Genomic DNA, 26153 nt, shown 5'->3' on the forward strand with positions numbered 1-26153 from the left:
GATACTCCTGTTACCGTTAAGATTTAGTCAAAAGCCAATGTGGCAAGGATAAGACTCAAGAGAGCCAAAACCCCACAAAGTGTTTTCCAAAACCGCTCTGGATTGCGTTCTGCAAGCGGCACGTGACGACGCGCGCTGTAACTGACTGAAGGTGCACGCAGATTGGCTCCAAATTCTGACAGCGCATCATGGCGGCGCGCTGGATCAGGGTTGACGGCTTTGGCCAAAGCATCATCCAGCCAAGCGGGCATAGGATGTGCATCATCACGCGCATTGCGATACCGCAGTCGCAATTGATCACGCGTATTGCGCACTTTGCCAACTTGCGTGCCATAGGGCAGCGTTCCCGTAAGCATCTCGTATGCGATCACACCCAGCGAAAACAAATCAGAGCGCCAGCTGACCGGAGCGCCAGAAAAATATTCAGGCGCGGTGTATTGCAATGTGCCAAGAATTCCATCCTCTTCGCGCAAAGGTGCAGCCTCTTGCACACCCGCGACATAAGTCGCGCCGAAATCAATAATTTTAACAACGCCATCAGTGTCGATCATAATATTTTCGGGCCGCAAATCTTGGTGCAACATTTCACGTCGATGAAATGCGCGCAGACCACGTATCACCTGTTCTAAAATATCGCGCACTTGCTCAAAGCTTGGCTTAGGGTTGTCTTGCATCCATTGACGCAAGGTCTGACCTTCGATGAAATCAGTGACCACATATAGACCCGAACGTGGCCCAATAAGTGCGGGTGCGCCCAAAACATGTGCGTTATCAATTCGGCGTGCTATCCAGTCTTCCATCAAAAAACGCCGCAAACCATCAGCGTCATCTTTCAAGTCTGAAGCAGGTATTTTTAAAGCAACTTTTTCACCATCAATGGTTTTGGCGAGGTAGATATGTGAGCGGTGATTGGCGTGCAATTGTCGCAAAATGGTTAGTCCATCTATGACAGCGCCCTCGCGCGGCAAAGGTGGGATTGGTAACGTTTTTGCAGCCATATCAAATTGGGTCTGATCCCCATTGGGCAGCGCTTCAATCCGTACAATCTGAACCGTCAAATTGTCAGAACTTCCCGCGGCAAGCGCGTCGTCCAATATTTTTTGGGCTGCAGCCTCCAGTGTTGGAGACTCAAGAATAACATCGGCGACGGCACGTGAGTGCCAATGTTCATGCACGCCATCTGTCGTCAAAACAAACACATCACCTAGCGCGATTGGTTCGCACATATAGTCGATTTCTACATGAGATGCCGCACCGATCGCCTTTGACAAAACAATTTCGCCAGCGCCCAAAGACACATGATGATCTGCAGTCAGAGGCTCTAAACTTTGACCCGAAAGTCGCCAAATACGGCTATCGCCAACATGAAAAAGATGCGCGGTATGGGCTTTGAAAACCACAGCAGCCAAAGTGCAAACATGGCCATGATCCACGTCATACAGGCCTGCGAAGCCATTCTGCGCATAAAGCCAAGCGTTGGCGGCAGATATCACACGAGACACTGAGGTTTTAACAGTCCAAGCGTCTGGTGTGCTGTAGTAATCGGTCAAAAGACTTTTAACGATTGTCTGAGATGCTATCGAAGAAACCTCAGACGTAGAAATTCCATCAGCAAGAGCCACCGTGATGCCCTTAAACGACAATGCGCGTTCGTCAGGAACGAGCGCGCCATGAAAGTCTTGGTTGCGTGACTTTTGTCCAGCACTAGACGCCTGACCAATACTGACCGAAAGCGAAGGGGGCGTGGACTGTTCATCAAGCAAAGCAACCAACTTTCAAAAGAGTAATCCAGCCCAATGGGCCGGATTAGGGTCGATTATTCTACAGTTGTTCCAACAGCGCCAGAAACATTACGCTTAGGGGACGTTTTGAAATGGGTTGCGTAAATCATGCCGCCCACGAACGTCAGACCACCAACAAGGTTGCCCAAAACAACAGGAATTTCATTGTAGATAAAGTAGTCCGCCCAAGTGAACTGACCGCCAAGCATAATGCCAGATGGAAACAAGAACATGTTCACAATCGAATGCTCAAATCCAAGGTAGAAAAACACAATGATAGGCATCCACATCGCCATGATTTTACCTGAAACAGAGTTGGACATCATCGCCGCCACAACACCTGTCGACACCATCCAATTGCACATGACAGCTCGAATAAAGACAGTCAAAAGACCTGCCCCGCCAGCCGCAGCATAGCCCAATGTCCGCGCCTCACCGATTTGACCAATTTTTACACCAACCGCGTTTGGTTCCGCTGAAAAGCCCATGGTGAAAATGATCGCCATGAAAACGGCTGTGGTCAGCGCGCCCGCAAAGTTACCACAAAACACAAGGCCCCAGTTTCGAAAAACACCTTTCCACGTCATCCCTGGGCGTTTGGCAATCACCGCCAAAGGCGCGAGTGTAAAGACGCCCGTCAACAAATCGAACCCCAAAAGATAGAGCATGCAAAACCCTACGGGGAACAACAAAGACGCCACAAGGAAGTTGCCTGTGTTGACCGCAATGGTCACCGCAAAAGCAGCAGCCAATGCAAGGATCGCGCCGGCCATGTAGGATCGTATCAAAGTATCCTTGGTAGACATGAGAATTTTGGATTCGCCGGCTTCGATCATTTTCGCAGCAAACTCGGCTGGTTGCACATATGCCATGTGATTTTGTCCCTAACTTATTTTCTGAAAATTTGGATCAAAGGCCCAAAAGAACGGTGCCGTCCTCGACCTTGATCGGGAAAGAGGCTGTTTGCCCTTCGTCGGCACCTTGTGCGGTGCCTGTTTCAAGTGAGATGACCCAGTTGTGCAAAGGGCATGTGACGCAGCCGTCATGCACGATCCCTTGGCTCAGTGGGCCGTTTTTGTGTGGGCACTTATCTTCCAGCGCAAACACACGATCATCAGTTGTTCGAAACACGGCAATGGTCATGTCGCCATTTTTGACACAGCGCGATCCTTGGCGTGGAATATCGGTGACTTGGCCAATTGCGACCCAGTTTTGGGATTGAACATTCATTCTGCCGCCTCCAGTTTAAGATCAGCCATGGGAGAAAACTCATGCGCCTCTGCGCCAGCAACGCGCTCTGCCCAAGGGTCGATCTGCGCGAATTTCTGTGAGAATAAGAATTGCTTGTAGTACTCTTTGCGGGCGTCGTGATCGTTCATGATGACGTCTTGAATGTGATCGTACCCAACGCGGTCCGCCCATTTGTAAATCCGCTCAAGATAAAAACCCTGATCGCGGTACATCTGTGTCAAAGCGCCCACATATTCGAGCACTTCTTCTTCGGTTGCCACTTTGCCCAAAGGCGTTGTGCCTTGGATATGCAGACCAGCGGCGCCGCCGTACAGAATTTCGAACCCGCTATCAACACAGATGATGCCGATGTCTTTACAGGTGCTTTCCGAACAGTTGCGCGGACAACCAGAGACAGCGAGTTTGAGTTTTGCAGGTGCCCATGATCCCCAAAGCAGGTGCTCTAATTTGATGCCAAGGCCTGTGGAATCTTGCGTGCCAAATCGACACCAATCCTGCCCAACACATGTTTTCACTGTGCGCAAACCCTTGGCGTAAGCCGCGCCAGAAATCATGCCTGCATCGTTCAAATCTTTCCAAACGGGCAGCAGGTCTTCTTTTTTGACGCCAAGTAAGTCGATCCGTTGACCGCCTGTCACTTTGACCGTTGGGATCTCGAATTTGTCTGCAACATCCGCAATCGCACGCAACTCATCAGGGGTGGTCACACCACCAAACATACGCGGCACAACCGAATAGGTACCATCTTTTTGAATGTTCGCGTGCACACGTTCGTTGATGAAACGTGACTGCATATCATCGACATATTCACCCGGCCAATCGGATACGAGATAGTAGTTCAACGCGGGGCGACATTTCGCACACCCCTCTGGCGTGGACCATTCCAAATCTTGCATGACAGCAGGAATAGATTTCAATTCTTTCGCTTTGATCAAACGGCGCACGTGACCGTGGCTGTGCGCGGTACAACCACACATACCTTCAGCGTCTGGCAAGGCAAATGCGTCCCCCAAGGTCAGCGCCATCACGCCCTCGACAAGTCCGGTACACGTGCCACAGGACGCAGACGCTTTGGTATGCGCCCGCACATCGCCCAGCGTTGTCAGCCCGCCGTCTTGGATGGCTTTGACGATCTGGCCCTTGGAAATACCGTTACAGCCACAAATTTCTGCATCATCGGACAGATTGGCAATCGCGGCCAATGGATCGCCACCACCGCCACCTTGATAGGCTTGGCCAAAAATCAGCGTATCGCGCATCTCTTGGATGCTGTCACCTGATTTAAGCATCTCATTGTACCAGCCGCCATCAGCAACATCGCCGTACAAAACACAGCCGATGATTTTGTCGTCTTTGATAATCACACGTTTATACGTACCGCGCATCGCGTCACGCAAAACAATGTCTTCGCGGTCAGGACCTTCGCCAAATTCGCCCACAGAGTACAAGTTCACGCCTGTGACTTTAAGCTTGGTTGGCGTTTCAACATGTTTAAATTCAGCATCACTTGGGCCACTTAAATGCCCTGCAATCACACGCGCCATTTGATACAAAGGTGCAACAAGACCGTAGACCATGCCGCCGACTTCAACACATTCACCAACAGAATAGATGTTCGGATCAGAAGTGCGCAGGGTCGAATCTGTGACAATCCCGCGCCCCACTTCAAGACCCGATTCAGCAGCAAGCTGAGTATTTGGGCGAATGCCAACAGCCATCACAACCAGCGAGGCATCGATGACACGACCATCGGCAAGCTCGACACCTTCGACTTTTTCCGTGCCCAAAATCTGTTTGGTATTCGCTTCGCACAGCACCTCAATGCCACGCCCTTCCAACTCACGTTTCAGCAAAAACCCAGCAGCGGGATCAAGCTGACGTTCCATCAAAGATGGCATCAGGTGGATCACGGTGACATCCATACCCTGCATTTTCAGACCAGCTGCTGCTTCCAAACCAAGCAAGCCACCACCAATGACAACCGCGTTGCCACCCTTTTTGGCAGCTTCCATCATGCCATGCGTGTCGTCTAAATCGCGATAGGCCAAAACGCCTTTTAGCTTGTGCCCAGGCAATGGGATGATGAACGGGTTTGATCCTGTTGCGATCACCAACTTGTCGTAAGGTGCCGTGATGCCGCCCTCTGAGGTGACCGTTTTGGCCTCGCGGTCGATCTTGGTGACCTTTTCACCACGGTGCAGCGTCACGCCATGTTCAGCGTACCAGTCGTCGGAATGAATGATGATATCTTCGTATGTTTTCTCACCCGAAAGCACAGGCGACAACATGATACGATCGTAATTGACGCGTGGCTCGGCATTAAAAATCGTGACCTCGTAGGCATCGCCAGCTTCAAACAGATGCTCTAACATCCGGCCTGGCGCCATGCCATTTCCAACCACAACTAGTTTGAGTTTTTGTGTCATGTACACGTGTCCCGTTTTCGGAAACTGCACGTTGGGAAACAGGTATCAAGCAAAACGGACCGCATCCCTGACCTTTTAACAAAGATCACGTGCAGCGCCGTTGCTGCGCTCTCATCCGAGAGCAAATATCATTGGTGCCACGTCATTGTGGCTGGGCGTCTTCACCCTTGCTACCTCAAGCAATGCGCTCGATCACAATCCAGATCAAGGGAACGCGTTTTCCATTTGCAAAATTTAGCAGACTTTTGCGAATAGTTTATCCAGCGCCTAAAAAATACACGGAGCAAACACCCCTTCGATACATAAATAATCGCATTATCGTTCGCGAATCTAAGAGCGCGACTCGCCCAAGACGGTCATAGACGGTGGCTGGCTTGAACAACAATCTCATCGAGCCCCGTACCGTCACTTGCCACAAAAGCAATCAACTGCGCCTTCATCCTTGGGTCCCAAAAATCAGAAATGTGGTCTGCCACTCCCTGTGTCTGATCAATTTTAGGTTGTGTTTTGAAAAATGCAGCAATCTGGTTGGCCATACGGATCATGCTATCTGGCGACATCTATGTCTCCTGTTTCTATACGCAACGGATGAGAAAAAACATCAAAACCCTGCCCGCGCGCAAAAGCCGCAAGGGTCACACCAGCCTTATCTGCAACATCCACAGCAAGGGCGGTCGGGGCGGAAACTGCAATCAAAACGGGGCATCCGGCCATGGCCGTTTTTTGCACCATATCGACGGAAATGCGACTGGTTATGATAAATGCACCGCTGCGTGTATCAATACCCGCACGCGCCAAGGCCCCGATAACTTTGTCCAACGCATTGTGCCGTCCGATATCTTCGCGCACCAACACAACCCCCTTGCTGGGCAGTAAAAACCCAACGGCATGGACCGCACGCGTAGCATCATGCAGCGGTTGCTGAGCGCGCAACTGCACGCTGGCGGTGCCAACGTCTTTGGCTGTCAAAAGCCCCCTAGATAAGGGCAGGACCGGTAAAGGGCGCATCGCTTCGCTCAAGCTATCGATCCCACATAACCCGCACCCAACTGGACCAGCCATGTGCCGCCGCCGCGCGTCTAAAGCTTGAGATTTTTCCGGCGTTAACCAAAGCTGCGCCTCAAGGCCCGTCTCATGTGTCGCAATATCCAAGCGTTCGATATCAGATACCTGCGAAATAAAGCCTTCGGTCAAAGCAAAACCATAGGCGAAATCTTTCACGTCTTGCGGACTCGCCATCATCACAGCCTGCGTCGTGCCATTGCACGTCAGCGCGACGGCAACCTCTTCGGGCAAACAATGCCCCGCCATATGTCTAAATGTTTCCATGCGCCCGCTTTACTCTGCCGCAGGAATGACGCGGCGCGACTGCACGGCTTGCGATGCATAATCTGTTTGCCAGTCACTTGGCCCATTTGACAGACTCACTTGTACGGCTGTCACCTTGTATTCGGGGCAATTGGTTGCCCAATCGGAATAGTCCGTAGTGATTACATTCGCCTGCGTATCGGGATGGTGGAACGTGGTGTAAACAACTCCTGTGCTGACACGATCAGTGATCTTCACGCGCAAAGATGTCTCACCCGCACGCGAAGTCAGCCGCACCCAATCTCCATCATTGATCCCCCGCACTTCAGCGTCATGAGGATGCACTTCTAGCCAATCTTGATCATGCCACACAACGTTATCTGTTCGCCGCGTTTGCGCACCAACATTGTATTGCGACAGGATCCGTCCTGTAGTCAAAAGCAACGGAAAACGCGGACCTGTACGCTCATCAGTGGCGATGTATTCAGTGACCATAAATCGCCCTTTACCACGCACGAAGCCACCGACATGCATCAATGGGGTTCCCTCAGGATGCTCAGCGTTGCAAGGCCATTGCACCGACCCTTTGTCATCCAAAAGCTGATACGATACATGCGCAAATGACGGCGTGGTCGCGGCGATTTCATTCATGATCTCGCTTGGATGTGTATATGTCCAATCCGCCCCCATCGCATTCGCCAGCATTTGGGTCACTTCCCAATCGCCATACCCATTGCGCGGGGCCATAACTTTGCGCACGCGATTGATACGACGCTCGGCATTGGTGAAAGTACCGTCTTTTTCCAAAAACGTCGATCCGGGCAAAAATACATGAGCGTAATTGGCGGTCTCGTTCAAAAATAGATCATGCACGATGACGCATTCCATAGCTGCTAAACCAGCAGCGACATGTTTAGTGTCTGGATCGGATTGCAAGATATCTTCGCCCTGACAATAGAGCCCTTTAAAGGTGCCATCGACAGCGGCATCAAGCATATTCGGGATACGAAGCCCTGCTTCAGGGTCGATTTTCACCCCCCAAAGGCTTTCAAAAACATCGCGCACATCGCTATTTTTCACATGACGATACCCTGGCAACTCATGCGGAAAAGATCCCATATCACAGGCACCTTGCACATTGTTTTGCCCCCGAAGTGGATTCACACCAACGCCTTCGCGGCCAATGTTTCCAGTCAACATGGCAAGGTTAGCGATAGCCATAACGGTTGTGGACCCTTGGCTGTGCTCTGTCACCCCAAGCCCATAGTAAATCGCACCATTTCCGCCGGTGGCGAACAAGCGCGCTGCGGCGCGCAGTTCACCCGCATGGACGCCAGTCAACAACGTCGTGGCTTCGGGGCTATGCTTGGAATCAGAGACAAAAGCGGCATAATCAAGAAATTCATCCCAATCGCAGCGTGTGCGAATATAGTCTTCATCCATCAAACCTTCAGTAACGATTACATGCGCAATCGCAGTCACCACGGCAACGTTAGTACCGGGGCGCAGCGGCAAATGGTGGGCGGCAGAAATATGCGGGGACTTCACCAAATCAATACGGCGCGGATCAATCACGATCAGCTTAGCGCCTTGGCGCAAACGCTTCTTAAGGCGTGAGGCAAAAACCGGATGGCCATCCGTTGGATTAGCCCCAATAACCACCACCACATCGCTGTGTTCAACACTGTCAAAGTCCTGTGTTCCCGCAGAAGTCCCGAATGCTTGCCCCAACCCATACCCCGTCGGCGAATGGCAAACGCGCGCACAGGTGTCGGTATTGTTATTGCCGAATACAGCCCGCGCCAATTTTTGCACCAGATAGGTTTCCTCGTTGGTGCAGCGGCTTGACGTAATCACCCCGATTGATTTTTGCCCGTATTTTTTTTGCAAGCTGCGCATCTTTTTTGCGGCAAAGCCAAGAGCGTCATCCCATGATACTTCGCGCCATGGCTCATCGATGGTATCGCGGATCATGGGCGAAGTAATGCGATCACTGTGGCTGGCGTAGCCATAGGCAAAACGACCTTTGACACAGGAATGTCCGCGGTTCGCTTTGCCGTTTTTATAAGGCACCATACGCACCAAAGTATCGCCGTTCAATTCAGCTTTAAACGAACAGCCAACCCCGCAATAAGCGCAGGTTGTCACAACAGATTTGGTAGGTGTGCCCAACTCAATCACTGATTTTTCTTGCAGCGTTGCAGTTGGGCAGGCCTGCACGCAAGCTCCGCAACTCACGCAATCAGACGACATAAAGTCATCCAACTTGGTGCCCGCAGAAATACGGCTATCAAAACCGCGCCCCTCCATCGTCAATGCAAAGGTACCCTGAACTTCTTCGCAAGCCCGCACACAACGCGAGCACGCGATACATTTGGAGGGCTCATAGGTGAAATACGGATTACTTTCGTCTTTCGGCATGTATTTCGGGTTTGGCCTCGTCGCAGTGCGCGTCACAAAATGCGTATCTTTTGCATTGTACCGCACATCACGCAGACCAACGACACCAGCCATGTCTTGCAATTCGCAATCGCCATTGGCCGCACAGGTCAGGCAATCCAAAGGATGATCCGAAATGTAGAGTTCCATCACCCCTTTGCGTAGCTTTTGCACTTTTGGCGTTTGGGTTTTGACCACCATGCCCTCGGTCACCGGCGTGGTACACGACGCAGGCAAACCGCGTCGTCCTTCGATTTCAACCGAACATAAGCGGCATGATCCAAAGGCTTCCAAATTGTCAGAGGCACATAGTTTTGGTACCGCGATCCCAGCTTCTGCAGCGGCGCGCATCACCGAAGTACCTTCAGGCACCGTGACCTCAAAGCCATCAATCACCAATGTGACAGGCGTGCCGAATTTGGCAGGTGTCCCCATGTCGCGATCATCTTGCAGGCCCGTTTTGCCAGCCTCACTCCAAGGGATTATGAAATCTTTCATGTCGATGCCTCCACTTTTGAGACGAAATCATCGGGGAACTGCGTGAGCGCAGACATGACAGGATAGGGGGTAAACCCGCCCAAAGCGCAAAGCGACCCGTCTCGCATCGTATCACATAAATCGGTCAAAAGCTCTTTCGCAGTCGCGTCCCCAGCTGCGATGCGATCAATCGTTTCAACCCCACGCACAGCGCCAATCCGGCACGGTGTGCATTTTCCACAGCTTTCTATTGCGCAAAATTCCATTGCAAATCGCGCCATTGATAGCATGTCCGTTGTGTCATCAAACACCACGACACCAGCATGGCCAATCAATCCGCCAGCGGCGTCAAATTCTTCATAACCGATCAATGTGTCGAACTTTTCAGGCGGCATATAAGCCCCTAAAGGTCCGCCCACTTGAACCGCTTTCACCGGTTTACCTGATGCCGTACCTCCGCAAATATCAGTGATCAATTCACCCAAAGGGATGCCAAAAGGGACTTCAAACAGTCCGCCATGTGCGACATTTCCGGCGATCTGCAACGCAGTCGTTCCACGTGAACGCCCAATGCCGAAATCTTTGTAAAACGCGGCACCTTTTTCAAAGATGACAGGCACCGTTGCAAGAGACAAAACATTATTCACCACCGTGGGCTTTCCGAACAAACCTTCAAGTGCAGGAAGCGGTGGTTTAGCCCGTACAACACCACGTTTGCCTTCCAAAGAATTCAAAAGTGATGTTTCCTCACCGCAGACATACGCCCCTGCGCCGACGCGTACTTCGAGATAAAAAATGCGACCCGAACCAAGTACATTTGCCCCCAAAAGCCCCACATCCAACGCCTGCTTGATGGCTTTGTTCATTACCGACATGGCATCAGGATATTCAGAGCGCAAATAAATGTAGCCTTGCGTGGCACCGACCCCGAGCCCTGCGATGATCATGCCTTCGATCAGACAAAATGGATCACCCTCGATCAACATACGGTCAGCAAACGTACCGCTGTCCCCTTCATCGGCATTACACACAATGTATTTTTGATCGGCCTTGGCCCCCAGCACGGTGTTCCATTTGATCCCTGTAGGAAATCCAGCACCGCCACGTCCGCGCAAGCCAGACTTAGTAACCTCATCTATGATATCTTGCTCCACCATGGATAGGGCGCGATTGAGCCCCAAAAGTCCGCCCTGAGCCTTGTAATCTTCCAAGTTCAACGGATCGATCACCCCACACCGCGCAAAGGTGATCCGTGTTTGTTTAGCGAAAAAGGGAATATCCTCGACCGCGCCCAATGATGATAAAGTTCCATCCAAAAGCGCGGGAACATCGCAGAGTTGCACAGCGCCATAAGCCTGCCGTCCCGTGCCTCTGTCAACTTCAACCAAAGGTTCCAGCCAAACCATGCCACGCGATCCGTTACGAATTAACTCGATTTTCAACCCACGGGAATTTGCTTCATCAGCAACAGCTTGGGCAAGCTCATCTGCCCCTAAAGCTTTGGCAGCACTGTCTAAGGGAACATAGATTTTCATACGTCCACCTCTTCCAAAATTTGCGCCATGCGGCCTGTGTCAACACGACCTATGACCTTGCCGTCCACCATCGCAGCTGGGCCGCAAGCGCAGAGCCCAAGGCAATACACAGGCTCAATGGTGACAGATCCGTTGGCCGTGGTCCCGTGCCATTGTAAGCCGAGTTTTGCCAAAGTGGCCTCGGCCAAATCATTGGCACCAACCGCTTGGCACGCCTCTGCACGGCAAATTTTGATAACATGCCGGCCTGCGGGTGCCCCTTTGAAATCATGATAAAAAGACAAGACACCATGCACCTCAGCAGCACTGATATTCAACGTTTGCGCAAGCAGTGGAACTGCGGCCTGAGGCACATATCCGAATGTGCCTTGCAGATCGTGCAACATCGGCAAAAGCGGGCCCTCTCGTGATTGCGTTTGTGCAATTATGTCCAAAATCGCCGCATCTGTCGGCTGGTCATGAGGGGGGCGCATCGCGTGTCCTTTGTACTGTTGGCTTAGATGAGCACGCCTGGGCCCTCAATTTCAACCATCAACTTAACGAAACAACGCATGCCCTGATGTGCAAATTTTTATGATCTAAAAGCCATTCCATGCAAAACCTCGCACAACCCAGCCAATTTCTTATTTGACCTTTACACGTCGCAAGAACGGCGAAATTCGAAAAGAGGCTGCAGATGAGGCGCGTGAACGTGTTCGCAAAACTGGTGTGTTTTTCGATGTACCACTTTTGGCTTCGCGGAACACGATATATAGACCCGACATAATGATGATGCTCGCTCCGAGAATAGTGGCCATATCAATGGATTCACCGAAGAAAAGCGTACCAAAAATTGTGGCCCAAATAATTTGTGAATACTGCATTGGGGCGACGATGGCCGCCTCGGACGCTTTATAGGCGATGATCAAAAAGACCCCTCCTGTGAAGCCAAGCAACGACAGCGCACCGATACCACCAAGGTCGTTAATCGGCATCGGTTTATAGGCGATGGTCATCAAACCACCCATGATCACAAAATTTGCCACCATAGGATACAGCATCAGCACAACAGTTCGCTCTTCACGGCCAACTTTACGCACGATAATCGACGCAAGCCCGCCGACAAAGGCACAGGTCAAAGCGGCAAGGTGGCCCAATGTGAATTCTGTAGCACCAGGCCTAAGCACCACGAACACTCCGATCAATCCCACAACTACAGCGCCCCACCGGTGCACCCCAACGCGTTCACCAAGTACAGGGATAGAGAGAATTGTGATAAGCAGCGGCGTGGCAAACAAAATGGCATAAACTTGGGCGAGCGGCAAAACCGTAAACGCATAAAAGGCACACATCGCGTTTGTCGTCGCGCAGGCAGTTCTCAACGCAGTCCACCACGGGTGAACAGGGCGTAAATGACCAGATGTTTTGTCACGCATCAGCATGAAGGTCACGAGCGGAAAGGAAAACAGCGTAGAGAAAAAGATCATCTGAAACGGCGAATAGGACACGCCCAGATATTTAATCACAGCGTCATGACTCGCAAAAACAGCGAAAGCGAATAGAGCGTAAAAAGCACCGGAGATATTCATATGCTGTCTTTCCGAGATATCAGTTGGCAGTAACTGAATATGGTTATTAATTTGTTGCAAGTGTTCTTTACGCGTGCCTCTCTGGCAAGAGCACATCACATATCATGCATAAAAAATACACGGAAACACACGACCTGCGGCTATTGCGGCGCACATACGGCTTTGACGCTCACAAATAAAACGCGCTACGCGTTGCAGTCCACCTCAGGCGCCGCGCCTTTACGATGGATGAAATCCATCGTGTATCGTTTGCTTGGGGGGCCCGAAGTTTTTTGACTAAGACGATAAAAGCCGAGACACCATTTCCAGCGCCTCGGCCTTGTGCATTTTCACAGTATCTTAAAGGCTTGCAGTCAAAGCCTCGATGATTTTATCACCCATCTCGGTTGTCGAAATAGCGGTAACGCCCTCTTCGCCAAGCAAGTCAGCTGTGCGCGCGCCGCCAGCCAAAACAGTCTCAATCGCTGTTTCCAAACGGGTTGCTTCATCGCCTTGGTCGAATGAATAGCGCAGCGCCATTGCAAAGGACAAAACACACGCGATTGGGTTTGCTTTACCTTGGCCAGCAATATCTGGTGCGGAACCATGCACTGGTTCGTACATGGCTTTAGGGCGGCCATTCGCCATTGGCAGACCCAAAGACGCGGATGGCAACATGCCGAGCGAGCCAGTGAGCATCGCTGCGCAATCAGACAGGATATCGCCGAACAGGTTGTCGGTCACGATCACGTCGAACTGCTTTGGCGCACGTACCAACTGCATCGCGCCGTTGTCAGCGTACATGTGCGACACTTCAACTTCGGGGTAATCGACAGCAACTTCATTAACGACATCGCGCCACAAGATGCCCGATTCCATCACGTTGGCTTTTTCCATGGAACACAAACGTTTGTCGCGCTTCATCGCCAATTCGAACGCAGCGCGTGCAGCGCGTTCAATTTCGCTTTCGGTGTAGCGCTGGGTGTTGATGCCCACGCGTTCGTTGTTTTCTGTGAAAATACCACGCGGCTCACCAAAGTAGATGCCCGAGGTCAATTCCCGCACGATCATGATATCGAGACCGGCAACGATGTCTTTTTTCAGCGATGAGAAATCGGCCAAAGCGTCAAAACACTGTGCAGGGCGCAAGTTCGCGAACAGATCCATTTCTTTACGCAGACGCAAAAGGCCACGCTCAGGCTTTACGGAAAAATCGAGATCGTCGTATTTTGGACCACCCACAGCACCAAGCAAAACAGCATCTACGCTTTGCGCTTTTTCCATGGTCTCGTCAGAGATCGGCGCGCCGTGCTTGTCGTAGGCAGCACCGCCCACAAGATCGTGAGACACGTCAAATTTAAGGCCGCGTTTGTCACCGAACCAGTCGATCACTTTGACGACTTCCGCCATCACTTCAGGGCCAATACCGTCACCGGGCAGAATGAGAATAGATGGCGTGCTCATGTCGTGGTTTCCTTGTATCAAAATGTTGATCTCGCGTACCCGACAAGGGTCGAAACGTCAAGGAATGGAACATTTTAGACGACATAATATTGAGGCTACACAGCACCATAACAAACCATGTGACATGCATAATCAAAGCCACATCTACGGCACAGCTTTGCGCCGAGCCTTATGGCCGCGCAAGGTCCACCCAAACAAGGCCATGCCGAAACAAAGGCCCTTCTGCGTTCGAAGAATTTGACCATTCAACACCTGTCGCAACGACAGTAAACTCAGCAGACGGCAAAACATAATCCACCCGTAGGTTGCCCGGAACAGGATCATCCCAATCCGCGGTATCAAGCGCGGCATCGCCCGTGTGCGTGTCATTGGCAATACTTGCGGCAAACTGTGCACGGGGCTGAGGGTCTTGCAAGCGCGGGTCTGCCAAAAGCTGTTGCATATCTGCGTGGTGGCCTCCTCCATCGTTTGGATCAAGGTTGGCATCACCGAGAAAAATGAATGGACCAGTTGGTGCGGGCGTATCGATCCGACCATCCAAATAGTGTCGCCAAAACGCAATCTCATCAGCATTGCGCCAACCATTGCGGTCCTCATCCCCATCGAAAACAGGTGTGGTTGCATAGAAAGCCAACAAATTAAGAGATTTCAGCCCCCATGTGATCGGCACATCCCAATGGCTGCTGGAAGACAAGCGTAGGACATCTAAATCTTGCGCATCAAAATACGAATTCGGCAAACGCGCGTCCGGCAAGTCACGCCACAGCAACGTTGAAAAGTCGCGTAAGCCATCAACATCAATGGGCAAACGCGACAACAAAGCGAGTCCGCCTTGTCCATGAAATGCACCAAAAGACTGCGCGTCTTGTTGTTCACCCAAAATACCGTTTTTATTCAAATCACGGCCAGTTGCCAAACCTGCATTACTTATCCGACTCAAGACATAGGGGTACTCTGCACCAGCTTGAGTGAACGCCGCAGCAAGCGCGCGTGCCGTATGACCGTCAAAATCAGTATCAATGCCCGTGAGCAAAATCACATCTGGATTGATGTTTTCAATATGAGCAATCGCATGTGAAACCTGTGCATCCTTGCCGGATAAAATATCGCGGACCAACAGCCCCGGCCCTTTGCGCGACAACTCAGGATTCCACGTCGCGACACGCAGAACATCTTGTGCAAACAGCGCATTTGGTAAAAGAAAAAAACAAAAGATCAGCGCTGAGCGGATCACGCTGGCATATGTTCAAGATCAGAGGCCGCATAAGCTTGGCGGCGCTTGCCTTCGATCATATGCGCGATGCGGTGCATCGCAATCCCGCGCATAAACAAAGAGGACGGCAAAAAGGCCCAAACGGCAACAGTCCAAATCATCGACTGATAGTTCCCAAGCGCTATAGCGCCAAACAAGTTTGAAGCAGATTGCAAAACAAATGGAATGACAAACGGTAATGCAAACCCCAGCACCGTATTAACCCTTGCGTCACGCTTCAAACGCGACACAACATCACCGCCAGCGGTGGGGTCAAACGTCGGCAAATTAATCCAAACGTTGAACGATCCTGATGTCGACGGCCAACGCCGTTGCTGCAACAACAGTAAAAAAATCGACAACGAGATCAGCGAAGAGAGGTAGGAAATTCCCGCGCAGACACGCATGAGATTGACGTGATAATCTCCGGAATTTTCAGGCAAGGCGAGCACCATAAGCCGCACGGGCGAATACGGGAAATCCAGCACAAAGCCGATCAAAGCACCAACAGCAGTGACAAACTCACTAATAATCGTTGGTTCAGAGGCACCCTTACAAATTATTGTCAGCAGAAAGATAGTCGCAAAAAGCGATAGAAACCGCACACGATTGAATGGCGGGGCATCACGAAATTCAACAAGACCAGGGTAGGCAGACAAATATTCGAAAAAGGTCAGCGCAGCACCAAACAGCGCGACAAGCGCGACAACTTGAGCAGAGTCAGGTGACACGTTTGGAAGCATCATAGACGGCGTGACGATCAACGCCACGACAAGTATAGCACGCACGAATGCGCCGACCACACGGTTCACCACTGTCCATTTCCCTTCAAACTGGCCGTGCATGATACGATGCCACACACTTTTTCCATTTTGACTTCGCCAATAATGGCGATCCGCCTCAATATTGCCCAATTTTTGCCTTTTTTCATCAATTTCAGCAAGTCACCCTTAAGGTTAACAACAAGATTAAGGCCGTTTCGTGGACAAAGCGGTGCGATTTTGCATCATTGGCCCGAAAAATTAGCGCAAATTATGTTCACGACACTACATATAGATCCAGCTGCGCATCTCACCCAACCGCATTCAATACCATTAACCATCAATCGCGCGCTTTAACATGACGGCATGCAAACGGGCGTGCACCAAATGTCCCAATCGACAGTATTTTAACGGTAACTGCGGCGCGGCGAATCTATTCCGGTGAAGTCCTTGAAATGGATTTAATCGGCAGCGTTTGGTGAACGAAAAACGGCGACCAAATTGGCCGCCGTTTTCAATTATTATACCGTTAGGATTAGACCCAAGGGCGCGCTTGCTGCATTGATGCTTCGAACGTTTCAATAGCGGCTTTTTTCGCCATGGTCAGGCCAATGTCATCGAGACCTTCAAGCAAGCAATGCTTTTTATGTGCATCAACTTCAAACGGGAATTCTTGACCATCTGAGGTGGTCACGACTTGACCGATAAGATCAATGGTCATCCGCGCATTGGACCCTTTTTCAGCGTCAGACATCAACACATCGACAACCTCTTGTGGCATCACGATTGGCAAGATGCCGTTCTTAAAGCTGTTGTTGTAAAAGATGTCTGCGAAAGACGTAGAGATGATGCATTTGATGCCAAAATCCGCAATCGCCCAAGGGGCGTGCTCGCGTGATGAGCCACAGCCGAAGTTATCGCCTGCAATCAAAATTTCAGCAGAACGGTACTGAGGTTTATTGAGAACGAAGTCTTCAATCTCAGTGCCATCACGGTTGAACCGCATCTCATCAAACAGGTTTTTGCCAAAGCCTGTGCGCTTGATAGATTTGAGGTGCACTTTTGGGATGATCATATCAGTATCGATATTCACAAGTGGCATCGGCGCAGCAACGCCTGTGATTTTTTCAAATTTTTCCATAATGCCTCTCCTTACATCAAATCACGAACATCGGTCAGACGACCGGTGAGTGCAGCGGCAGCAGCCATGCCAGGGCTGACAAGGTGCGTACGACCTTTGTACCCTTGGCGACCTTCAAAATTGCGGTTCGATGTGGATGCACACCGCTCGCCTTCGGCCAATTGATCGGGGTTCATCGCAAGGCACATAGAGCAGCCCGCCATACGCCATTCAAAACCAGCGTCTTTGAAAATCTGGGCAAGACCTTCTTCTTCGGCTTGCGCACGCACAAGACCAGAACCAGGCACGATCATAGCGCGCATGCCTTCTTTGATCTTTTTGCCTTTGAGGATTTCAGCAGCAGCACGCAAATCTTCGATACGACCGTTGGTGCAAGAGCCGATAAAGACGGTGTCGATTTCGATGTCTGTCAATTTTTGACCAACTTCGAGACCCATGTAAGCGATAGAGCGTCGAACGGCTTCAACCTTACCACCTTCAAAGCTTTCGGGCGCGGGCACAACACCGGTGATTGGCAGAACGTCCTCAGGCGAGGTGCCCCACGTCACAACAGGCTGAATATCTTCGCCTTTGAGTGTCACAACCTTGTCGAATACAGCACCTTCGTCAGTGAAGAGTGTTTTCCACCACGCCAAAGCTGCATCCCACTGTTCACCTTTTGGCGCATGTGGGCGACCTTTGACGTAAGCATATGTAGTCTCATCAGGTGCGATCAGACCAGCGCGTGCGCCGCCTTCAATCGCCATGTTACAAACCGTCATGCGTCCTTCCATGGACAGATTGCGGATCGCTTCGCCTGTGTATTCGATCACGTACCCAGTACCACCACCGGTGCCAGTTTCGCCGATCACAGCCAAGGTAATGTCTTTCGCGGTCACACCGGGTTTCAGCTTGCCAGTGATTTCCACTTTCATGTTCTTACCCTTACGCTGGATCAGCGTTTGGGTGGCCAGAACATGTTCAACTTCGGACGTGCCGATACCGTGGGCAAGCGCGCCGAATGCGCCATGCGTTGCTGTGTGACTGTCACCACAAACAACGGTCATACCGGGCAAAGTCCAACCTTGCTCAGGGCCAACGATGTGCACGATGCCTTGGCGCACGTCAGACACAGGGTAGTAATGCACGCCGAATTCTTTGGCGTTGGTGTCGAGCGCTTCAACTTGAATACGGGACTCTTCGTTGGCAATCACGCCAGACACACGGTCCAGCGTTGTCGGAACGTTGTGATCCGGCACCGCGATTGTTTTGTCGGGCGCGTGCACTTTACGGCCAGTCATGCGCAGACCTTCGAAGGCTTGTGGCGATGTCACTTCGTGAACGAGGTGGCGATCAATGTACAACAGTGTTGTGCCATCTTCAGCTTCGTGGGCTACGTGTGCATCCCAGATTTTGTCATAGAGTGTCTTCGGGGCGGTCATGTCGCTCTCCGTGGATTGTCAAAAGGAAAAGTCTGCGTGGTTTTGGGCACACCATGAGGGCGTGCAAAAGCTGTCCTTAGCCCCGAAGTCGGGCAAGCACCGAGAGCGTCGCACCATGAAACCGCCAAGGCAGTCGTGCGCGATCATCCATATCAAAAACACGTTTCATAGGGCTTCACATAAAGGCTTCCGCTGAGTCTCGCAAGGCTTAGCAGCGCCAAACCTACATATCCCCTACGCTCTGCTTGCCCGCACAACCACTGCTGTGCCATGCTGACCGAAAAGGATGCGTCGTTTGGAGCCAATACAGTTCACCGATATTCTGACCACGACCGGGGCTGATGCGATTGACTTTGTCAAAAGTCTCAGCCGCAAATGGCAGTTTTATCAATTGCTTATCTTGCTTGGCACCCTAGGCGTTTCGCTGCTTTGCGCCCACTTTACCCGCTTGCGTTTACGCACATGGATGCGCACGCTGGAAGGTCGCCCCAAATGGCAACTCCGATCTTTATTACAAATCGAAAAACGGCTTTGGCTCATTCTTTGGCTGGTGATGCTTTGGGCGATCTATGTCGTGATGCAAGAAATCACATGGCCCTCACGGTCCTATCTGATCGGCATTGTCGCACGCCTGACAACGGCGTGGTTGCTGGTTGGCTTTGCTGCACGTCTGGTGAAAAACCGGCTCGTGCGACGCTTGGTGACATGGGCGCTTTGGATCTACGCCACACTTTACTTCCTAGGGTTGCACCTGCGTGCGGCTGCCTTTCTTGATTCCATTGCGATCAATTTAGGCGGGCTTGACTTGTCTTTGCTCACCGTCATGAAAGCATTCATTCTCACTGGAATTTTGTTCACATTCGCACGCACGACCTCGGTTCAAGCCTCCAACAGAATCCGCAAAAACGAAGATATTTCACCGTCAATGCGCGTGCTTATGGTGAAAATGCTGCAAGTTGGGCTCTATGGTGCCGCTGCTTTTATGGGGCTGAAAGCCGTAGGGTTTGATCTAACGGGGCTGGCAGTCTTATCTGGCGCCATCGGTGTTGGTCTTGGGTTTGGTTTGCAAAAAGTTGTGTCAAACCTTGTGTCAGGCATCATTATTTTGCTCGATAAATCCATCAAGCCCGGTGATGTGATTTCGCTTGGCGAAACCTTTGGCTGGATCAATACTTTAGGCGCGCGCTATGCCTCAGTGGTGACGCGGGACGGCAAAGAATACCTGATCCCGAATGAAGATTTAATCACCAACCAAGTGGTGAACTGGTCGCATACCAACGCATTTGTACGACTCGATATTCATTTTGGCACGGCCTATGGTGACGATCCGCATAAAGTGCGCGCTGTTGCCATTGCTGCGGCCAATTCCGTCGAACGTATTTGCAAAGACAAAGCCACTGTGTGCCACATCGTTGGCTTTGGTGACAGCGCTGTGGATTACGTTTTACGGTTTTGGATTGTGGACCCAACAGGCGGGCTGACCAACGTGCGCGGCGCTGTCTATTTGGCCCTTTGGGATGCGTTCAAAGACAATGACATTTCCTTCCCCTTTCCTCAGCGCGAAGTGCGATTGTTAGAGGATGCAGATAAAAAAGCGGCACTGAACGATTAGAGCAACCCCTGCTTGGCTGTACCCCCTTTCCAAACCCGCGCAGAGTATATAGATACGCCCGCTGAACACCTGCATAGTGCAGGCACCCTGAGAGCGTTGAGAAACCTGTCTTTCGGTGCTACAATAAACACACGCCATCGTCGGGCATTTATCGGCGACTTAAAAAGGGTCAAACATGACTGACGCGACGACTGAGACATCCGAACCAACCTTTGGCGGCAAGCTGATGCTGGACTTTATCACTGACCACCTAGAAGCAGAAAAAGCAGAAGACATCGTAATCATCGATCTGGCTGATAAATCATCCATGGCCGATTACATGGTCGTCTGCTCTGGGCGCTCTGCGCGTCAGGTCGGCTCTCTGGCCGAAAAACTGTCCGCAAACCTCAAAATCGACCACGAAATTTTCTCGCGTATTGAGGGAAAAACAGCTGGCGACTGGGTGCTTTTGGATGCAGGCGATGTGATCGTCCACATTTTCCGCCCAGAAGTACGCGAATTCTACCAGCTTGAAAAAATGTGGCTGTCCTCGGATGAGGCCACAGCCCTGATGTCAGCGCGTCCTGAATCTTAAGGATTTAAAATGCGCGTTCATATTTGCGCCATGGGGCGGCTTAGATCTGGCCCCGAGGCGACATTGATCGACGACTACACCACACGCTTTGATCGCAGCGGGCGGCCCTTGGGGCTTGGCCCGCTGACCATCCACCAACTCGAAGATAAAAAAGGCGGCGGCATGAAAGCCGAAGCTGAAATTATCAGCCGCGCAATTCCAAACGGTGCTTTGATTTGCACAATGGATGAACGCGGCAAAGTGCTGTCCTCTCCTGATTTCGCAAATAAACTGGGTGACTGGCGCGACAACGGACGCCAAGACGTGGCCTTTGTCATTGGCGGCGCAGATGGTATTGATCCATCCTTGCGCGCGCAGGCTGATTTTTCAATTTCCTTTGGTAAAATGGTCTGGCCGCACATGCTGGCTCGCGCCATGTTGACAGAACAACTTTACCGCGCGGCCTCAATCTTGGGTGGATCGCCCTATCATCGGGTTTAATCCGCTATTTTTCGCCCTTATATGTCAGTAGTGGTTCACCACAGACACGCAGCGCGCTAGAACAGGCGCAAGTGCAACACGAGGAGTCGATCATGTCCACACCCAAACCTGTCGTTTTATGTATTCTTGATGGCTGGGGACAGCGTGATGAAATCGAAGGTAATGCCCCCGCGCAAGCCAACACGCCAGCCTATGATCGGTTGATGGCGACCTGCCCACACAGCAGCTTGATCACCTTTGGCCCCGACGTCGGATTACCCTCAGGCCAGATGGGCAACTCGGAAGTGGGCCACACCAATATCGGCGCAGGCCGTGTTGTGGCGATGGACCTTGGGCAAATTGATTTGGCGATTGAAAACGGATCGTTCTTTGAAAACAAAGAAATCGTTGCCTTCGCCCAAACCCTTAAAAAGACAGGCGGCACCGCGCATTTGATGGGCGTCATTTCCGATGGCGGCGTACACGGTCATATCGTGCACACCTTGGCCGCAGCCAAAGCCCTTACAGATCACGGCGTCCCTGTTGTCATTCATGCCATCACAGACGGGCGTGATGTTGCGCCTAAATCTGCCGATACATTCATGCCGCAACTGGTCAAAGGCCTGCCCAAAGGGGCGCGCGTTGGCACAGTCATTGGCCGCTATTTTGCGCTTGATCGCGACAACCGTTGGGAACGTGTATCCCAAGCTTATGAAGCCATTGCAAACGCCACAGGCATTGAGGCAGCGGACACAGCCATTGACGCAGTAACCGCAGCCTATGCGCGTGATGAAAACGATGAGTTTATCAAAGCCACCGTGATCGGCGATTATGCCGGTGTTGAAGATGGAGACGGTTTTTTCTGTCTCAACTTTCGCGCTGACCGCGCCCGCGAAATCTTGGCGGCTTTGGCCCAACCCGATTTTGATGGGTTTGAGACAGATGACCGCCCAGAGTTCGCAGCTATACTGGGCATGGTGGAATATTCCAAAGGTCACAACGCCTATATGAAAGCCGCCTATCCGAAAAACGAGATCATCAACACGTTGGGCGAATGGGTGGCCAAGCAGGGCAAAACTCAATTCCGACTGGCTGAAACTGAAAAATATCCGCATGTGACGTTCTTTTTGAACGGCGGCAAAGAAACCGCTGAAGTCGGCGAAGATCGGTTTATGCCGCAATCGCCCAAAGTGGCGACCTATGATTTGCAGCCAGAAATGAGCGCCCCAGAGGTGACAGCAAAATTTTTGGAAGTCATCGATGCAGGCTACGACTTGATCGTCACCAATTACGCCAACCCTGACATGGTCGGGCACACAGGTGATCTAGGGGCCGCAATAAAAGCGTGCGAGACTGTCGATGCTGGCCTTGCGCAAGTCATGGATGCTCTGGAACGCGTGGGCGGCGCAATGATTGTCACCGCAGATCACGGCAACTGCGAAACGATGATCGACCCCGTGACTGGCGGCGTGCACACGGCACACACCACAAATCTTGTACCAGTTGCACTGTTCAACGGGCCTGCAGGGGCGACACTGCGCCAAGGCGGCCGGCTTGCCGATTTGGCACCTTCACTTTTGGATTTGATGGGGATTGAACAACCCAAAGAGATGACTGGTGAAAGTCTGATTCAACGATGAGGCTATGGCGGGCAGCAGGGCTAGCTTTTGGACTATGTGCAGCACTTTCTGCACAGGCCCAAGACACGAGCCCTGCTGCCTTGGCCGAAGCCGCGCTAGCACAATTCGAAGATGCACATACAAAACTTGAGGCTGCACAAGCCGCAACAGATCGCGTAAAGGCGCTAACTGGCGTCATTTATGCCTATGAGAGCGGATTAGAAGCCATGCGCGCTGGTCTGCGCCAAGCCGCCTTGCGCGAAGCCGAAATCGAACGTGCGTTTGAAGATGAAAGCGGACAGGTTGCAACACTGATTGGGGTTTTAATCAACCTGCGCCCCGATGCGTCGCCAGCCGCTTTGGTCCACCCAACAGGCCCTATAGGTCAAGCCCGCGCAGGAATGCTGGTGTCGTCGATCACCCCTGCAATGCAAGCGCAGGCCGAAGAGTTGCGCACCCAACTGCAAGAAGTTTCAATTTTGCGAGAGTTGCAAAGCGAAGCGTTACAGGTGCTTGAGGCTGGCCTCAAAGACGTACAAACCGCGCGCACCGATTTAAGCCAAGCCATGTCCCAGCGCACAGATTTACCGCAGCGCTTTGCGGCGAACCCTGAACGTATGCTTGACCTCATAAATGGATCAGACACTCTGGAATCTTTTGCATCAAGCTTGGCTGTGATGGATGTTGTGGATGGACTGTCAACGCTGCCTGATTTGGATTCAGCCAAAGGCACATGGCCTCTGCCAGTACAGGGCCGCTTGTTGCGTGGATATGAAGAATCTGACGCGGCAGGCATCAAGCGCCCTGGATGGCTTTTGGCCGCGCGACCTTTGTCTTTGGTTGTCACGCCATGGCCCGCCACCATCAGATACCAAGGCGCATTTTTGGACTACGGAAATGTGATCATTCTTGAACCTGGAAATGACGTATTACTCGTACTTGCAGGCCTAGAAGAGGTATACGGAGACATCGGGTCTGTCATTCCAGCTGGAACGGCTGTGGGTTTGATGGCAGGGGCGGCGCCTGATCTGGAAGCCTTTGTCACAAATGCAGAACTAGGGACTGGCGCAGGCTTAACAGAGACGCTTTATATAGAGGTCAGAGAAGGCGGAAAGCCGGTAGACCCGACGCAGTGGTTTACGCAATGAGCTACAGGACTTAGCATTTGGGTTCCTTTGCTGAACAAGAGCTCTTTTGAGAGCTGAAGAGAGGAAAGACGCATGAAGAAATATTTGATGGCAGGCGTGATTGGCGTTTTGGCGGGCACCCTTGTGTCAACGCAATTCGTGGGTCCGCTCATCGCGCAAGAAGCCGACAAGACAAGCAATGTCTATGAACAGCTTGATCTTTTTGGTGATGTATTTGAGCGTATTCGTGCGCAATATGTTGAAGAAGTCGACGCTGAAAAACTGGTTGAATCTGCGATTGATGGCATGTTGTCGTCTCTGGATCCCCATTCGTCCTATCTGTCGCCTGATGACGCAGCTGATATGCGCGTGCAAACATCAGGATCTTTTGGTGGACTTGGTATAGAAGTCACCCAAGAAGAAGGCTTCGTCAAAGTTGTCGCCCCAATTGATGGCACCCCTGCCGACATTGCTGGTGTGCAGGCGGGCGACTTTATCACACAGGTCGATGGTGAAAGCGTTTTGGGCATGACCTTGAACGACACTGTCGCTCTGATGCGTGGTCCTGTTGGCGCAGAAATTGTTATTACAGTGGTCCGCGAAGGCACCGATGAACCGTTTGATATTTCCATCATTCGTGATGTGATCAAATTGACTGCCGTGCGGTCGCGCGTCGAAGGCAATTCGGTCGTTTTACGTGTCACGACCTTTAACGAGCAAACCTATCCAAACCTCAAAGACGGTTTGGAAGACAGCATCAAAGAACTTGGCGGCATGGACAACGTCAACGGTATCGTTGTCGATTTGCGTAACAACCCTGGTGGCCTTTTGGATCAGGCGATCATGGTGTCCGACGCCTTCTTGGAAACGGGCGAAATCGTATCGACTCGAGGCCGTGACCTTGAACAAAGCGAACGCGTTAACGCCCACGCGGGCGACTTGGCCGAGGGGAAACCCATTGTGGTCTTGATCAATGGTGGCTCTGCGTCGGCTTCTGAAATCGTTGCAGGTGCACTGCAAGACCACCGCCGCGCCATCGTTGTCGGAACCAAATCTTTTGGTAAAGGATCGGTTCAAACCGTGATGCCTCTGCGCTCAGACGGTGCAATGCGATTGACTACAGCGCGGTATTACACACCTTCAGGTCGCTCGATCCAAGCGCTTGGCGTGTCACCTGATATCGTTGTTGAACAACCGCCACGCAAACCCGAAGCAGACGAAGCAGACGATACGCCACGCCAGCAACGTACCGAAGCTGATTTGCGCGGATCATTGAACAACGACAGCCTCACCGAGGATGAAATCCTTCAAATCGAAGCAGAGCGTGAAAAGGCTGACCTTGCCGCAAAACTGCGTGATGAGGATTTCCAACTCGCCTACGCCATCGATCTTTTGCATGGCCTATCTGCCATCGGCGATCAATAAGTTACACTGCGGGGGCGCACTGTCCCCGCAATTTACATCCGACCCTGTGGACCCAATATGACACTTGACCCAAACACGCTGCCCTATCGCCCTTGTGTGGGCGTGATGCTTGCAAACAAAGCGGGCCAGATTTTTGTCGGCGAACGCATCGATACCCCGGGTGCTTGGCAAATGCCCCAAGGCGGCATCGACAAGGGCGAAGCCCCGCGTGATGCCGCCCTGCGTGAGTTGTGGGAAGAAACCGGTGTGAACCCAGAACACGTTACCGTGCAGGCTGAAACCACCGATTGGCTGACCTATGACTTACCAGATCATTTGCTTGGTAAGGTCTGGAAAGGCAAATATCGTGGTCAAAAACAGCTGTGGTTTTTGCTGCGGTTCAACAGCACTGACGACAAAATATCCATCGCATCCGAGCACCCAGAATTTGCGCAGTGGAAGTGGTCAAACCCTACGGATTTGGTAGCCGAAATTGTCCCCTTCAAAAAAGACATCTACGACGCCGTGATCCAAGAGTTCGCGGCACACCTTTAA

General features: G+C 51.7%; 22 protein-coding genes. 7 read left to right on the top strand and 15 right to left on the bottom strand.

Annotated features, from left to right (window positions below; genetic code table 11):
• Positions 1–23: 23 nt before the first annotated feature.
• The 15 genes from BM025_RS11600 to leuC form a co-directional block, all read right to left on the bottom strand.
• Positions 24–1763: a bifunctional protein-serine/threonine kinase/phosphatase gene (locus BM025_RS11600; RefSeq protein WP_085848419.1), complete on the bottom strand. Its 1740-nt coding sequence runs from the start codon at positions 1761–1763 to the stop codon at positions 24–26.
• Between the two features lie 53 nt (positions 1764–1816).
• A complete protein-coding gene (locus tag BM025_RS11605; RefSeq protein WP_085848070.1) occupies positions 1817–2653 on the bottom strand; it encodes a formate/nitrite transporter family protein in 837 nt (278 codons plus the stop codon).
• Positions 2654–2690: 37 nt separating this feature from the next.
• Entirely contained in the window at positions 2691–3011 is a 321-nt protein-coding gene (gene nirD / locus BM025_RS11610; RefSeq protein WP_085848069.1) for a nitrite reductase small subunit NirD, read from the bottom strand.
• Complete coding sequence (gene nirB, locus BM025_RS11615) at positions 3008–5458, bottom strand: nitrite reductase large subunit NirB (RefSeq protein ID WP_085848068.1); 2451 nt, start codon at positions 5456–5458, stop codon at positions 3008–3010. The genes nirD and nirB overlap by 4 nt, the downstream gene beginning before the upstream one ends.
• 356 nt (positions 5459–5814) lie before the next feature.
• Entirely contained in the window at positions 5815–6018 is a 204-nt protein-coding gene (locus BM025_RS11620; protein ID WP_085848067.1) for a formate dehydrogenase subunit delta, read from the bottom strand.
• Positions 6005–6787, bottom strand: coding sequence for a formate dehydrogenase accessory sulfurtransferase FdhD (gene fdhD / locus BM025_RS11625; RefSeq protein WP_085848066.1), 783 nt, complete (start codon positions 6785–6787; stop codon positions 6005–6007). Before fdhD ends, BM025_RS11620 begins: the two co-directional genes overlap by 14 nt.
• 9 nt (positions 6788–6796) lie before the next feature.
• Entirely contained in the window at positions 6797–9703 is a 2907-nt protein-coding gene (gene fdhF, locus BM025_RS11630) for a formate dehydrogenase subunit alpha (protein WP_085848065.1), read from the bottom strand.
• Entirely contained in the window at positions 9700–11217 is a 1518-nt protein-coding gene (locus BM025_RS11635) for a formate dehydrogenase beta subunit (protein WP_085848064.1), read from the bottom strand. Before BM025_RS11635 ends, fdhF begins: the two co-directional genes overlap by 4 nt.
• Positions 11214–11690 (bottom strand): formate dehydrogenase subunit gamma, encoded by a 477-nt coding sequence (locus BM025_RS11640; protein ID WP_085848063.1) that lies wholly within the window; start codon positions 11688–11690, stop codon positions 11214–11216. The genes BM025_RS11635 and BM025_RS11640 overlap by 4 nt, the downstream gene beginning before the upstream one ends.
• 150 nt (positions 11691–11840) lie before the next feature.
• Positions 11841–12785, bottom strand: coding sequence for a DMT family transporter (locus BM025_RS11645; protein WP_085848062.1), 945 nt, complete (start codon positions 12783–12785; stop codon positions 11841–11843).
• A gap of 339 nt (positions 12786–13124) precedes the next feature.
• A complete protein-coding gene (leuB, locus tag BM025_RS11655; RefSeq protein ID WP_085848060.1) occupies positions 13125–14228 on the bottom strand; it encodes a 3-isopropylmalate dehydrogenase in 1104 nt (367 codons plus the stop codon).
• Between the two features lie 169 nt (positions 14229–14397).
• Positions 14398–15462 carry an endonuclease/exonuclease/phosphatase family protein gene (locus BM025_RS11660; protein WP_244515643.1) on the bottom strand — a complete coding sequence of 355 codons (1065 nt, stop codon included), beginning with the start codon at positions 15460–15462 and terminating at the stop codon, positions 14398–14400.
• A complete protein-coding gene (locus tag BM025_RS11665) occupies positions 15459–16340 on the bottom strand; it encodes a hypothetical protein (protein WP_306455979.1) in 882 nt (293 codons plus the stop codon). Before BM025_RS11665 ends, BM025_RS11660 begins: the two co-directional genes overlap by 4 nt.
• A gap of 436 nt (positions 16341–16776) precedes the next feature.
• Positions 16777–17382: a 3-isopropylmalate dehydratase small subunit gene (leuD, locus tag BM025_RS11670; protein ID WP_085848059.1), complete on the bottom strand. Its 606-nt coding sequence runs from the start codon at positions 17380–17382 to the stop codon at positions 16777–16779.
• Between the two features lie 11 nt (positions 17383–17393).
• Entirely contained in the window at positions 17394–18803 is a 1410-nt protein-coding gene (leuC, locus tag BM025_RS11675) for a 3-isopropylmalate dehydratase large subunit (protein WP_085848058.1), read from the bottom strand.
• Positions 18804–19089: 286 nt separating this feature from the next.
• Here leuC and BM025_RS11685 point away from each other — a divergent pair, with 286 nt between their 5' ends.
• The 7 genes from BM025_RS11685 (at position 19090) to BM025_RS11715 (ending at position 26153) form a co-directional block, all read left to right on the top strand.
• Complete coding sequence (locus tag BM025_RS11685) at positions 19090–20415, top strand: mechanosensitive ion channel family protein (RefSeq protein ID WP_085848057.1); 1326 nt, start codon at positions 19090–19092, stop codon at positions 20413–20415.
• Positions 20416–20590: 175 nt separating this feature from the next.
• A complete protein-coding gene (gene rsfS / locus BM025_RS11690; RefSeq protein ID WP_085848056.1) occupies positions 20591–20989 on the top strand; it encodes a ribosome silencing factor in 399 nt (132 codons plus the stop codon).
• A gap of 9 nt (positions 20990–20998) precedes the next feature.
• A complete protein-coding gene (gene rlmH, locus BM025_RS11695) occupies positions 20999–21469 on the top strand; it encodes a 23S rRNA (pseudouridine(1915)-N(3))-methyltransferase RlmH (protein WP_085848055.1) in 471 nt (156 codons plus the stop codon).
• A gap of 92 nt (positions 21470–21561) precedes the next feature.
• Entirely contained in the window at positions 21562–23088 is a 1527-nt protein-coding gene (gpmI, locus tag BM025_RS11700; protein WP_085848054.1) for a 2,3-bisphosphoglycerate-independent phosphoglycerate mutase, read from the top strand.
• Positions 23085–24215, top strand: coding sequence for a murein hydrolase activator EnvC family protein (locus tag BM025_RS11705; protein WP_085848053.1), 1131 nt, complete (start codon positions 23085–23087; stop codon positions 24213–24215). Before gpmI ends, BM025_RS11705 begins: the two co-directional genes overlap by 4 nt.
• 72 nt (positions 24216–24287) lie before the next feature.
• On the top strand, positions 24288–25619 hold the full coding sequence (locus tag BM025_RS11710) for a S41 family peptidase (RefSeq protein ID WP_085848052.1): 1332 nt from the start codon (positions 24288–24290) through the stop codon (positions 25617–25619).
• 57 nt (positions 25620–25676) lie between these two features.
• On the top strand, positions 25677–26153 hold the full coding sequence (locus tag BM025_RS11715; RefSeq protein WP_085848051.1) for an RNA pyrophosphohydrolase: 477 nt from the start codon (positions 25677–25679) through the stop codon (positions 26151–26153).

Origin of the sequence: Pacificibacter marinus (assembly GCF_900109555.1) — a bacterium.
Lineage (GTDB): Bacteria > Pseudomonadota > Alphaproteobacteria > Rhodobacterales > Rhodobacteraceae > Celeribacter > Celeribacter marinus_C.

What these genes read in the sequence shown, in the direction of transcription:
- leuC (WP_085848058.1), bottom strand. Translation starts at nt 18,803, where the DNA reads ATGACCGCCCCGAAGACACTCTATGACAAAATCTGGGATGCACACGTA.
- leuB (WP_085848060.1), bottom strand. Translation starts at nt 14,228, where the DNA reads ATGAGCACGCCATCTATTCTCATTCTGCCCGGTGACGGTATTGGCCCT.
- BM025_RS11685 (WP_085848057.1), top strand. Translation starts at nt 19,090, where the DNA reads ATGCGTCGTTTGGAGCCAATACAGTTCACCGATATTCTGACCACGACC.
- gpmI (WP_085848054.1), top strand. Translation starts at nt 21,562, where the DNA reads ATGTCCACACCCAAACCTGTCGTTTTATGTATTCTTGATGGCTGGGGA.
- BM025_RS11710 (WP_085848052.1), top strand. Translation starts at nt 24,288, where the DNA reads ATGAAGAAATATTTGATGGCAGGCGTGATTGGCGTTTTGGCGGGCACC.
- nirD (WP_085848069.1), bottom strand. Translation starts at nt 3,011, where the DNA reads ATGAATGTTCAATCCCAAAACTGGGTCGCAATTGGCCAAGTCACCGAT.
- nirB (WP_085848068.1), bottom strand. Translation starts at nt 5,458, where the DNA reads ATGACACAAAAACTCAAACTAGTTGTGGTTGGAAATGGCATGGCGCCA.
- BM025_RS11605 (WP_085848070.1), bottom strand. Translation starts at nt 2,653, where the DNA reads ATGGCATATGTGCAACCAGCCGAGTTTGCTGCGAAAATGATCGAAGCC.
- rsfS (WP_085848056.1), top strand. Translation starts at nt 20,591, where the DNA reads ATGACTGACGCGACGACTGAGACATCCGAACCAACCTTTGGCGGCAAG.
- BM025_RS11640 (WP_085848063.1), bottom strand. Translation starts at nt 11,690, where the DNA reads ATGCGCCCCCCTCATGACCAGCCGACAGATGCGGCGATTTTGGACATA.
- fdhF (WP_085848065.1), bottom strand. Translation starts at nt 9,703, where the DNA reads ATGAAAGATTTCATAATCCCTTGGAGTGAGGCTGGCAAAACGGGCCTG.
- leuD (WP_085848059.1), bottom strand. Translation starts at nt 17,382, where the DNA reads ATGGAAAAATTTGAAAAAATCACAGGCGTTGCTGCGCCGATGCCACTT.
- fdhD (WP_085848066.1), bottom strand. Translation starts at nt 6,787, where the DNA reads ATGGAAACATTTAGACATATGGCGGGGCATTGTTTGCCCGAAGAGGTT.
- BM025_RS11620 (WP_085848067.1), bottom strand. Translation starts at nt 6,018, where the DNA reads ATGTCGCCAGATAGCATGATCCGTATGGCCAACCAGATTGCTGCATTT.
- BM025_RS11635 (WP_085848064.1), bottom strand. Translation starts at nt 11,217, where the DNA reads ATGAAAATCTATGTTCCCTTAGACAGTGCTGCCAAAGCTTTAGGGGCA.
- BM025_RS11645 (WP_085848062.1), bottom strand. Translation starts at nt 12,785, where the DNA reads ATGAATATCTCCGGTGCTTTTTACGCTCTATTCGCTTTCGCTGTTTTT.
- BM025_RS11715 (WP_085848051.1), top strand. Translation starts at nt 25,677, where the DNA reads ATGACACTTGACCCAAACACGCTGCCCTATCGCCCTTGTGTGGGCGTG.
- rlmH (WP_085848055.1), top strand. Translation starts at nt 20,999, where the DNA reads ATGCGCGTTCATATTTGCGCCATGGGGCGGCTTAGATCTGGCCCCGAG.
- BM025_RS11705 (WP_085848053.1), top strand. Translation starts at nt 23,085, where the DNA reads ATGAGGCTATGGCGGGCAGCAGGGCTAGCTTTTGGACTATGTGCAGCA.